Here is a 12,707-nt window from a genome sequence, read left to right as displayed (position 1 = left end):
TATGTTTTCTAGCCTCTCAAAAAGCAGCCTTCCACATGATCATTCACCATTCCTGTCGCCTGCATATGTGCGTAAACAACAGTAGACCCCATAAACTTAAATCCTCTTTTTTTCAAGTCTTTTGATAACGTATCTGAAATTTCTGTTGTGGCAGGAACCTCTTTCAGTGTTTTGGGGTTATTATCAATGGGTTTTCCATCTACAAATCCCCAAATATAATTTGAAAAACTTCCAAACTCTTTTTGAACTTCTTGAAATTTCTGAGCATTGGTAATCGTCGCCAAAACCTTCAGTCTGTTTCTTATGATTCCAGAGTTTTGCATAAGCTCTTCTACTTTTTCATCCGAATACTTCGCAATTTTCTTATAATTAAAATTATCAAAAGCTTTCCTGAAATTTTCTCGTTTTGAAAGAATGGTATACCAGCTCAATCCCGCCTGAAAACTTTCCAGGATTAAAAACTCAAAAATCGTTTCATCATTATATACAGGTTTTCCCCATTCTTCATCATGATATTTTCTGTACACATCATCTTTTTCACACCATCCACAACGTATTTTCTCCATAGCTGTTTATTTTTTTAACTTAAAGATAGTATTCATTGTAAAAAGATAACAAAAGTTTATGAAAAATTTAACATCATACTATGATCTTAGGAATAGTTCTTGTTTATAAAATAAGTAAGCGCAAAATGATGTAAACAAATTAAAAATTTCAGTTATATAAATATTTTCAAGAAAAACGGAGTCTTTTTATAGAAGGCTTCGTTTTTTATTATGTTCTAAACACAAATTATTGCTACATTTGTAGGTAAATAAACATTAAAAAATTATGTCATACGGTTTACTTAAAGGCAAAAAGGGAATTATTTTTGGAGCCCTTAATGAACAATCAATCGCATGGAAAGTTGCAGAAAGATGTCATGAAGAAGGTGCTGAGTTTATCTTATCTAATGCTCCTATCGCTTTGAGAATGGGCGAACTTAACGGTTTAGCAGAAAAAACCGGATCTGAAGTAATTGGTGCAGATGCTACTTCTATTGAGGATCTTGAAAAACTTTTTGATGCTGCAACAGCAAAATTTGGTAAAATCGACTTTATCCTTCACTCTATAGGAATGTCTATTAATGTGAGAAAAGGAAAACATTATACAGAAATGAACTATGATTGGTTGGAAAAAGGTTGGGATATTTCAGCGGTTTCTTTCCATAAAGTAATGCGTGTGGCTTGGGAAAAAGACTGTATGAACGAATGGGGAAGTATTTTGGCGCTTACTTATATTGCGGCTCAAAGAACATTCCCTGATTATAACGATATGTCTGATAACAAAGCTTATCTTGAAAGTATCGCAAGAACATTCGGAAACTATTGGGGAGAAAGAAAAGTACGTGTAAATACTGTTTCTCAGTCTCCAACAATGACTACTGCAGGAAGCGGAGTGAAAGGTTTCGGAGGATTCTTAGGATATGCTGAAGATATGTCTCCGCTAGGAAATGCTACCGCTCTTGAATGTGCAGATTACTGTGTTACCCTTTTCTCAGATCTTACTAAGAAAGTAACAATGCAGAACCTTTTCCATGATGGAGGATTCAGCAGTTCAGGAGTTACTCAGAGAGTAATCAGTAAATATGATGCTGAATAATTTAATTATTCTTTCAATAATATATAAAACCGAAGTCATTGCTTCGGTTTTTTTATTGAAAACATGTAATAAAATCAAATCGGCGGAGCCTTTGGCTCCGCCGATTCTTAAAAAATAATATTAATATGAAGTTTATAGGATTACGGTCTGTATAGAGTGTGCAGGTGCAGCAAGTTTGGTTGCCATTCCTTCAATCCACAAATTGGCATCGATGTCATTATCTGTATCGTTCATGATCACGGTAACTAACTGTCCGTTTTCATTCATAAAAGAGGTTGAAGTTAAAGCAACTCTATTGGATGAACTTCCGATTCTTTGTGCATTGGGCTTAATAAATTTTGAAACGTGCCCCACATAATAATATTCATAAGTATAATGAACTTCTCCAGTTTTTGTATCCGCAATAATCGGGGCAAAACAGAAATTTCCAACATGATTTGGACCTCCGGTTTCATCAAGAAGTACATTCCAATCTGTCCATAAAGCAGTTCCTTTATTAAAATCATTAATCATGTTTCTGCCATATAATTCGCCTAGTTTTACATCGTAAATTTTAGAAAGGTCAAACTGTTCTTTACAACCTTCTGTAAAAGCTAAGAACTTATCAGGGAAAGCTCTTTGTGTCTCGGCTAGATTATCGAAAAGCTGAGTCTTGTTATTCCATGTTTCATACCAGTGATATCCGATTCCTGACGCAAATTTTGCGGTTTCCGGATCTCCTAAAGTTGTTGTCGCTCTTTGGTAAATTAAATCTCTGTTATGATCCCATATCATTACTTTTTTATCTTTATACCCATTTTTCCAGAGCGTTGGTCCTAAATTATTTTTCAGAAAATCGCCCTCTTCTTCAGCCGTATAGATACAAGATTCCCAACTCTGTGTTGCCATAGGTTCGTTCTGAACTGTCAATCCCCAAATAGTGATTCCTCTTTTTTCGTATTCTTTGATGAATTTAATATAATAATCTGCCCATGTCTGATAATACTGATTTTCTAATCTTCCTCCTTTATACAAACTTTGATTAGACTTCATCCAGGCAGGCGGGCTCCAGGGTGAAAAATAAAATGTAAAATCTTTCCCGATTGCCTTTTGAGCCTCTTTAATCAATGGAATCTTATATTTTTCATCATGAGCGACATTAAACGTTTTTAAAGCAAAATCATTATCTTGAATATAGGTATAAGAATCACTTGAAAAGTCACATGAGTTCATATTGGTGCGGACAACAGTATAGCCTAACCCATTTTTCCCGTAATAGGCCTCAAGAATTTCTTTTTGTTTATCCTTAGGCATTTTATAAAAAGTCTCAGCAGCAGCATCTGTAATGGCTCCTCCAATTCCTATCAATTTCTGGTATTTAAAATCCGGATCTACGAAAATACACGCATCCGTTTCTTTAGGCTGTCCAAATTTTTCAAATTTCACAGTCCCTTTGTCTGCCATTTTCTCATTGGTTTTAGAATTGGTAACATAGACTTTTGCTGTTTTACCTGCATTCTTTTTCCAATAATTTTGTGCATTTGCATTGAAGGTTATACCTATTACAAAGCAACTTACAATTAGCTTTTTCATTTATTTCTTCTTCTTTTTCTTTATGTTTAACCACCCCGTCTAAATTTTTAGTGAAAATTTATCCACCCCTCCAGAGGAGGGGAATTTAGTGATGTGCATTATTTGTTTTGATAGACTCTTACGTAATCTATGTAATATTTCTGAGGAAAAATGGTATCGTCAATTCCTTCTTTTCCGCCCCAAAATCCTCCAACAGCCAAATTTAAAATGATAAAGTACGGTTTATCAAAAGGCCAGGTCTCATAGGTTTTGGTTTCATTCTCATAAGAGAAGAATTTTTGGTTGTCAATATAAAAATCAATTTTTTCCGGAGTCCAGTCGGCTTTATAGACATGAAATTTCTCACTGGCATCATCTACTTTTAACGTATCAGTTTTTTGTGTTGCTTTTAGATGATTGTAATTTTTTGTGTGAATGGAAGCATGAATGAATCCCTGATTGTATCCCACATGTTCCATAATATCTATTTCCCCGTCATTAGGCCATTGTTTCAAATCTTCGCTTAGCATCCAGATGGCAGGCCAGGTTCCACGACCTTTGGGAAGTTTTGCTCTCACCTCGACTGTTCCGTATTGAAACGAAAATTTCCCTTTCGTAAGAAGTCTTGCCGAAGTATATTTACTTTCTTCCCAGTTTTCTTTTCGGGCTTCAATGATTAAATTTCCTTTTTCCACTCTCGCATTTTCCAATCGTTCTTTTGTATAAAACTGAGCCTCTTCATTCCCAAAACCATGACCTCCAACATCATAATTCCATTTGGATGAGTCGGGTAATCCTTTATTATTAAATTCATCATTCCAAATCAGTTTTCTGCTTGAATCCGGTTGGTTTGAAGCACAATTTAAAACAGAAAAAAGGAAACTTCCTCCGATTAAGATAGTAGTGATAGTTGGGAATTTCATATTTAAAAATTGGAGTTTTCTGTGTTTATTTTATTTTTTTTAACGCAAAGTTTTTATTTACATTTTTTTTGATTTTAAGAAACTAAGACTTGCAACAAAGTTGCTGATTAAGCTCACTTTATAAAATCAATTGTAATGATTCAATCTTTGCTCCTTAAAATAATGTTTTCTCATTTTCTAAATCTTTGCGGTTAAAAATTTAACTAAAATTAAGGGATAATAACTTATTTTCAAAGTTTGTCATTCAGAGGAACGAGGAATCTAGTTAATAATAAAGATTCTTCACTACGCTTCGCTTCTTTCAGAATGACAAGACTCAGTTTATTTAAAATCCAATGTCTTTTACCGCCAAAAGCGGGTTTTGTCCCGCTTTTAGTAAGTAAACTATTATTTATTTTGACCAATTAATTCTTTTTGTTTGCACATTTTGAGAATCGGTTCCGACCATGATATCGAATTCTCCGGATTCCCAATCGAAATTCACCTCATCATCATAGAATTTCAAATTTTCCGGAGTTAAAGTAAACGTGATGGTTTTAGTTTCTCCTTTTTTAATGAAAACTTTCTGGAAGTCTTTTAATTCTTTCACAGGTCTTACCACTTTTCCGAAAAGATCTCTGATGTACAATTGCACAACTTCTTCCCCATCGTAATTTCCTGTATTGGTAACATTTACACTGATATTTAAAGCCTGATTCCCTTTAAGATTCGTTGAACTCAAATTCATATCAGCATATTTAAACTGAGTATAGCTTAAACCAAAACCAAACGGAAATTTCGGATCGTTATCCAAATCGATATAGGCAGAAACATAATTTCTGTCCGTGTTATTTTTTGCAGGTCTTCCTGTATTATAATGATTGTAATACACCGGAATTTGTCCTTCAGTTCTAGGAAAACTCATAGGAAGCTTACCTCCCGGATTTATGGTTCCGAAAAGAACATCTGCAATAGAATTTCCTGCTTCCGTTCCCAACCACCAAGTGTATAGGATTGTCGGAATATTATCCGCTGCCCAATCAAAAATCAAAGGTCTTCCTGCATTGATCATTAAAACAATCGGTTTTCCTGTTTTTGCAATTTCTTTCAAAAGATCTTCCTGAACTCCCGAAAAATGAATATTACTTCTACTTTTCGCCTCACCGCTCATGGCGTGACCTTCCCCTAAAGTCATGATGACAACGTCTGCTTTCTTAGCAGTTTCCACAGCTTCTGCAAACATCGATTTATCCTGATCATCAACATTAGCGCCTTTTGCGTACAATAATGTAGAATTTTTGTCTAATTGATTTTTAATTCCATCAAATTGAGTGATGATTCTTTGATTATCATCTTTAAAGGCAATCGACCAAAATCCGTGATTGGCAGAAGTTTCTTTTCCAAAGGGACCAATTAAAGCAACCGTTTTTGTTGATCTTGAAAGCGGTAGAATGTTCTTCTCGTTTTTAAGCAAAACAATAGATTTTGAACCAAATTCTCTTCCGAATTTTCTGTTTTCCTGATTATTTAATTGTTCCTTCTGTCTTTTTTCATTACTGAATCTGTAAGGATCATCAAATAATCCCATTTCAAATTTTTTAATCAAAATTCTTCTCGCTGCATCCTCGATTAATTTCGTATCCACTTTTCCTTCCTGAACCAATTTTGGAAGTTCAGCCATATAAGCACGGCTTTCCATGTCCATATCACTTCCTGCCAGAATGGCTTTTTCTGCAGCTTCTTTATTGTCTTTTGCATATCCGTGAGGAACCATTTCTCCGATACTTCCCCAATCCGAAACCACAAAACCTTGATAATTCCATTTTCCTTTTAATAGGTCTCTTAAAATATATTTATTTGCCGTTGCAGGAATTCCATTAATATCGTTAAAAGAGTTCATGAAAGTCGCTACACCAGCTTCTGCAGCTGCTTTGAAAGGAGGTAAATACGTTTCGTTCAATTGTCTTAAACTCATATCAACGGAATTGTAATCTCTTCCGCCAACTGCTGCTCCATACGCCGCAAAATGTTTTGCACAAGCCATAATGGCATCAAGATTTCCAAGACCTTTTCCCTGAAAACCTTTGATTCTTGCCAAGCCAATCTGTGTTCCCAAATAGGTATCTTCACCCGAGCCTTCCATGACTCTTCCCCACCTCGGATCTCTCGCAACATCAACCATTGGAGCAAAAGTCCAGTGAATTCCATAAGCCGAAGCTTCTGTCGCCGCAATTCGCTCAGATTTTTCTATTAATCTTAAATCCCAGCTTGCAGCCTGGCCTAAATTCACAGGAAATGTTGTTCTGTATCCATGAATAACATCCTGGCCAAACAATAAAGGAATTCTTAATCTTGATTTTAAAGCTAATTCCTGAAACTTTCTGGTCTCTTCAGCTCCTGCCACATTAAGCATGGAACCTACTTTACCTTGCTTTATTTCATTTAAAACAGTTGCAGAATTAGAATTCTGAGGACCTGTTGCATATTCAAAACCACTGTACTGAACTAATTGTCCTACTTTTTCTTCCAGTGTCATTTTCGATAACAATTCAGAAACTTTCTGATCAATGGTCTTTTGTCCGAATGCATTAATTCCGAATACTGTAAATGCTAATATGAAATAAAGTCTTTTCATAGTTTAAAATATATAAGTAGCAACCGAACTTCCTGTAATACTTACCGGAACGGTTTTCTGTTTGTATTTAATATTAAAATTTTCGTCATTTTTACTATAATTCTGAACAATCAGAACTGTTTTTCCGTCAGGAGTTTTGAAAGCCACTGTTGAAAGCAGATCTGTTTGTGTAGACGAGATTCTCTGAGAGTTTGCAGGAACAAATTTTGAAGCATGTGCAATGATATAATATCCTACATTTCTGGTGAAATTTTCTTTATCCGAAACGGTAATGGCACCTTTACATTCTGTACAGCCTCCCGGAGTATGTGGTTTATACTCTGTATCATTCGCAAGATTCCATTCTAAAGCAATTTTACTCCAATTTCTCATAGAACCGATAATTACATTTTTGGTGTGCCAATTCAGATCTTCATTGAAAGTTCCTTTAGCACCCGTCCATTGTTCTGTAAAGTATACATTTTTATCCGGAAAAGCATTATGCACTGTAGATAAAGCAGAAATATCACCCTCATACAAATGAAAAGCAGAACCGTCAATGTATTTTGCAGCTTCCGAATCACTTAAAATATTCGTTACATATTCAGGTTTATTGCAATTGTGATCATAAACCACAATTTTGGTTTTGATCGTATTGGATTTAAAAACTGGACCTAAACTTTGTTTGATAAAATCTTTCTGCTGATCCGAGGGCATCAGTAAACTCGGGTTATTTCCCGGATGTAAAGGCTCATTCTGCGGAGTGATCGCATCGATTGTAATGCCTTCCTTCTGCATTCCCTGTATATATTTTACAAAGTATTTTGCATATACATCATAATATTCAGGTTTTAAACTTCCGCCTTTTGAGCTTCCGTTATCTTTCATCCAAACCGGTGGTGACCAAGGAGCGGCAATGATTTTAATTTTTGGATTGATCGCTAAGATTTCTTTAAGCATTGCAATCAGATCTTTATCTCTTTCCAAACTGAATTTTGACAATGTAAGATCGGTTTCTCCTTGAGGTAAATCATTATAAGAAAAAACTTCGCTATCCAGATCGGATGCACCAATACTTAATCTTAAATAACTTAAGGAAATAGAGTTTTCTCCTTTTCCGAAAAGTTCATTCAGCAAAGCCTTTCTTTTCGTAGGAGAAAGACGATTCATTACTTCAACACTTCCTCCTGTTAATGTAAATCCAAATCCATCAATATATTGAAACTTCTGAGTATCATCAATTTCAATATTCTGAAAGTTATTGGGTGTAGTTACAAAAACCAGCGGCAATTGTTGCTTTAATTTTATGCTCTCATCTCCTTTTGTCAGCCAAGATTGAACCTGCCCTTTGGTATTTACCGTTGATTTGCATGACGTTAAAGATAAAAGTACCACACCACTAAATAGCAGTGCAGTACTTCTTAAAAAGAAACTATATAAACCGTGAAGTTTCATGTGATTAATTATAGCCTGGGTTTTGTTTTAAAGCTGTATTTACTAACTCATTATAAGGAATTGGCAGTATTTCATTTTTATTTGCTGTAAATCCTCTTGATCCTAGCTTAGCAGAAGCATCTCCCCATCTAACAAGATCAAACCATCTGTGCCCCTCCCCTGCAAGCTCTCTTCTCCTTTCATCTTTAATTGCCTGTATAGAAACTGGAACCGAAGCCAATCCTACTCTCGCTCTTACTGCATCCAATAAAGCCTGAGCTCTTGCTCCTGTACCACCAAGTGCTTCAGCTTCCATTAAGTAAGTATCTGCAAGTCTTATTGCTATATAATTCTGACGGAAGTTTAGTTCTACAGGACCCGGCAAATTAGTTTTGTCTGCTGTTCTTGGTAAATATTTGTTTAAGAAATACCCTGTATCTTTATAAGCAGGAGAATAAGTAATTTTATTTTCTTGTACTAATTTCTTTGCATTTAAAATACTAGTACCCAGACGCGGATCTCCTTGCATAAAATTAAACAAATCTTCTGTAACCGTATTAAAAGCCCAACCAGAAACTAAATCAGGTGCATCATTATTCGGTGTAGTTGTTTTAAGAGTATAAGATCTCAATCCTACCATGATACAAATAGAATTTCCCTCATCATTTCCTTGCCCCCAAAATCCCCAATCTGAACTTCCTTGATTAGTATGCATCACTTCAAGGATCGATTCTGTTGTAAATTTATTATCAACCTTCCACAGATCTGCATAATTTGCTATTAAATGATAACCATATTGACTTGTTTGTCCCGGTGTACCATTGACTTCAGCAAATTGTGCAGCAGCTTCAGTTTTTTTATTATCATAAAGATAGATTTTACCTAGAATAGCTCTTGCATTCCCTTGGGTAATTCTCCCTCTATCTGCTCCCGAAACAGTCATTGGAAGACTTGAAATAGAAGATAATATATCTGCTTCAATTTGTGAATAAACAGTAGCGGGTGAAGCTTGCGGAATATTATAAAAATCATCACTTGCCTTTACTGGTTCAAGAATTAATGGAATATTCCCAAACATTCTCAAGAGTTCAAAATAATATAAGGCCCTTAATGTTTTAGCCTCGGCAATAAATCTATTTTTTATTGCATTATCCATAGAGGCATCAGGAACTCTTTTTATTACAAGATTTGCCCGCGCAATTCCTTGATAAAAATCTTTCCAATAACTTAATGGAACTGTATTTTTATTAATAGTATAATTAGAAAACCCTTGAATACCTGCTCCATCAGTAGAACTTCCTCCTCCAGCATAAAAATCATCTGAAGCAGCGTTAAAGAATGTTACTGTATTTTCAAAACCTCCTGCATATTTTCTCATGATGTCATAAACACCAACTAATGCACTAAAAGATTGTTCTTCATTTGCAAAATAATTTGAAGTATCAAAAGCACCTTGATTTTTAACTTCTTCAATATAATCGTTATTACAAGAGGATGTTATTGTTAAACTTAGTCCTGATAACAAAATTAATGTTAAACTTTTATATATTTTATTTTTCATTTTTAATAAAATTTAGAATTGAATATTAGCTCCAAATAAGAAAGATCTAGCTTGAGGGTAATACGCCCTATCTATTCCGAAGTCATCTCCTGCTGCGATCTCAGGATCATAACCTGTATATTTTGTAAACGTCAGTAAGTTCTCAGCAGTAATATAGAATCTAATCTTGCTAGCTCCTAGGCTCTGTGAAACTTCTTTTGGCAAACTATAACCCAACTGAATCAATTTAACTCTTAAATAGTCCCCTTTTTGCAAATAGTAATTAGACATTCTAGAAAAATTCCCGTTTGTATCTTCTCTTGTGATCCTAGGAGTAGTATTAGACGTTCCTTCGCCTGTCCAACGATCCATAATTGTTGTTTGGTAGTTTGCATCAAGCATATCTAGCCTTCTTAAACCTTGGAAAATCTTATTTCCAGCCTGCCCTTGGGCAAATATCATAAAATCAAGATTCTTATAGTTAAGATTTAAAGTAAGTCCATAAGTATATTTTGGTAAAGAATTACCTAGATACGTCTTGTCATCATCGTCAATTTTTCCATCTCCATTAAGGTCTTTCCATTTGAAGTCTCCTGGTTTTGCTCCAGGAAGTATAAGCCCTCCGTTAGCATTTTTATAATTATCAATCTCTGCTTGATTTTGGAAAATTCCATCATATTCAAACCCATAAAAAGAACCATATGGCATACCTATTTGAGCTCTGGAAACCGGCCCCATAGATTGAAAACCTGGACCATCAATAAATTTCCTTCCATTTTCAAGTCTTATCACTTCGTTTTTAAGATATGCAAAATTTCCATTTACAGAAATTCCGAAATCAGACCATTTTTTATTATACCCTAAACTTACTTCAACTCCTGTATTATTCATATCTCCTACATTGGCCCAAGGGTTTTTTGTAACTCCTACATATCCAGGAATACTAATTTGTCGAAGGATATCTGTACTTTTCTTTTTATACCAATCTATAGTTAAATTAAAATTTTTGAGAAATTTGATATCTGCAGCAATATTAAGTTGTGATGTTTCTTCCCAATGAAGATCAGGGTTTTCTAATGTTACAGGTGCATATCCTGTAATAATTGCATTATTTCCATTTGTATAATTACTTCCTGATGTCATAAAGCTAGCAAACATAAAGTTCTCAAACTCATCATTTCCTAAAACTCCGTATCCCCCTCTCAGTTTAAAATTATTAACAATCTTATTTTCTGGCCAGAATTCTTCATTTGAAATATTCCATCCTAATGACATTGATGGGAAGTTTCCCCAATGCTTATTTTTTCCAAATCTTGAAGACGCATCTCTACGCATCGTTCCGGTAAATAAATATTTATTTGCGTAATCATAAATAACCCTTCCAAAATAAGAGGTTTTATTTGTTTGAATACCATCATAAGCATCTACAATTTTGTTTTCCCTAGGAAGACCAAAGTTAAATGAAGCATCCTCCCAATTATCTACAGGTAAATTAGTATGCGTCACAGTTTCACCATACCCAATATTATATTCATAAACTCCCTGTCCCAAAAGAACATTCAAATTATGTTTACCCCATCTATTTTGATAATTAATAGTGTTTTCCCAACTCCACTCCAATTTTTTATTAGTATTTCTAGATAAACTGTTAAATCCTAAATTACTATATGTTGGACTTAAATAAAACTTAGGAGTGAATCCTTGATTTCCCCAATATGAAAGTTTTCCGTTTATGCTTGATTTAAAATTAAAATGTTTGAAAAACTTCATATCCGCGAAGGCATTAGCAACAAAATCATCAGACCAGCTGTATCTTCCTTGCTGTGTATATCTGAAAGCTAAAGGATTAGACATTTCCTGGTTAACATATGGAGAAATCCCGTAAGGATTTCCATTAGGATCTCTTACAATATATTGGTTGGTATAATTGTTTGGATCTACCAATGACCAGTCTGTTACAATTGCTGGAGTTGTCGGATCTAAATTAATAGCAGAACTCAAAGGTCCACCAAATTCTCCATTTGCATTAATGCCTTTTGTTTTATTATTAGTGTAAGAAAAAGTCTGTCCTATAGTTAACCAATCAAGTACTTTATGATTTGAATTAAATCTCGCACTGATTCTTCTATAATTAGAAATATCACTCATTACAATACCCTCTTGTCCATAGTAGCCAAATGAAGTATAAAATGTAGATTTGTCACTTCCTCCACTAATACTAAATTCGTGGGAAGTTCTTTCTGCAGTATTAAAAATCAAATCTTGCCAATCCGTACCTTTTCCAAATTGTGCCGGATTAGAAAATCTTGCAGGTTTTCCATCATTAGTAAACCCTTCATTAATAATGGTAGCATATTGTGTAGCATCAAGAAGGTCCAATTTTTTAGAAGCATTTCCAAAACCATAAAAACCATTATATGATAAATTCAGTCTTCCTTTAACCCCTTTTTTAGTCGTAACTAAAATTACCCCTTTTGCAGCAGAAACACCATAAATAGCAGCAGAGGCACCGTCTTTAAGTATTTCCATACTCTCAATATCGGACTGATTTAGCCAGGAGATATTGTCCACAACAATACCATCTACCACCCATAAAGGGTTATTACTTCCTGCTCCAAAACTTGTTATACCACGTACTCGTACTGTTGCATTAGAACCGGGCTGACCTGAATTAGATATTACCGTAACTCCCGCTGCTCTCCCCTGAAGAACTTGCTCCGGTTTTCCTGCAGGAATATCTTCTATGTCCGAAGCTTTTAAGCTCGAGATCGCTCCCGTTACATTACTCTTCTTCTGAGTACCATAACCGATCATTACCACTTCCTCAATTTTTTGCTCCTTAGGAAGAGTGTCTTTCTTCGTGTTTTGGGCACTGAAATTTGCAGTAAAATAAAGTGCTGCAATCAACCCTAAACTTCTTGATATTTTTACCTTCATATACAGTTAGTTTTTTTAATTCTCAAATTGAGACAATAAAAATATATTTTTTTTTAAATAATTAACATTTTATTAATAACTATTTTAA

General features: G+C 34.6%; 8 protein-coding genes. 1 reads left to right on the top strand and 7 read right to left on the bottom strand.

The features are described 5' to 3' along the window. Window positions 1-8 precede the first annotated feature (8 nt). Entirely contained in the window at window positions 9-566 is a 558-nt protein-coding gene (locus tag LV842_RS00665; protein WP_233109533.1) for a DNA-3-methyladenine glycosylase I, read from the bottom strand. A gap of 265 nt (window positions 567-831) precedes the next feature. Between LV842_RS00665 and LV842_RS00660 the strand changes: the two genes are divergently transcribed. Then, entirely contained in the window at window positions 832-1,641 is an 810-nt protein-coding gene (locus LV842_RS00660; RefSeq protein ID WP_233109532.1) for an enoyl-ACP reductase FabI, read from the top strand. 132 nt (window positions 1,642-1,773) lie between these two features. Here the strand turns inward: LV842_RS00660 and LV842_RS00655 are convergent, their stop codons facing one another. The 6 genes from LV842_RS00655 to LV842_RS00630 form a co-directional block, all read right to left on the bottom strand. Beyond that, window positions 1,774-3,213: a glycoside hydrolase family 30 protein gene (locus LV842_RS00655; RefSeq protein WP_233109531.1), complete on the bottom strand. Its 1,440-nt coding sequence runs from the start codon at window positions 3,211-3,213 to the stop codon at window positions 1,774-1,776. Between the two features lie 98 nt (window positions 3,214-3,311). Beyond that, the gene (locus tag LV842_RS00650) at window positions 3,312-4,115 is read right to left on the bottom strand and encodes a glycoside hydrolase family 16 protein (RefSeq protein ID WP_233109530.1); all 804 of its coding nucleotides are present in this window, start codon (window positions 4,113-4,115) and stop codon (window positions 3,312-3,314) included. A gap of 391 nt (window positions 4,116-4,506) precedes the next feature. Continuing rightward, entirely contained in the window at window positions 4,507-6,729 is a 2,223-nt protein-coding gene (gene bglX, locus LV842_RS00645; RefSeq protein ID WP_233109529.1) for a beta-glucosidase BglX, read from the bottom strand. A gap of 3 nt (window positions 6,730-6,732) precedes the next feature. Then, window positions 6,733-8,163 carry a glycoside hydrolase family 30 protein gene (locus LV842_RS00640; RefSeq protein WP_233109528.1) on the bottom strand — a complete coding sequence of 477 codons (1,431 nt, stop codon included), beginning with the start codon at window positions 8,161-8,163 and terminating at the stop codon, window positions 6,733-6,735. A 4-nt stretch (window positions 8,164-8,167) separates the two neighbouring features. After that, complete coding sequence (locus LV842_RS00635; protein ID WP_233109527.1) at window positions 8,168-9,703, bottom strand: RagB/SusD family nutrient uptake outer membrane protein; 1,536 nt, start codon at window positions 9,701-9,703, stop codon at window positions 8,168-8,170. 12 nt (window positions 9,704-9,715) lie between these two features. Then, on the bottom strand, window positions 9,716-12,619 hold the full coding sequence (locus LV842_RS00630) for a SusC/RagA family TonB-linked outer membrane protein (RefSeq protein ID WP_233109526.1): 2,904 nt from the start codon (window positions 12,617-12,619) through the stop codon (window positions 9,716-9,718). Between the last annotated feature and the right edge of the window lie 88 nt (window positions 12,620-12,707).

The organism is Chryseobacterium gwangjuense (assembly GCF_021311115.1).
GTDB lineage: Bacteria > Bacteroidota > Bacteroidia > Flavobacteriales > Weeksellaceae > Chryseobacterium > Chryseobacterium gwangjuense.
This window is presented reverse-complemented; position numbering and strand designations above follow the sequence as displayed.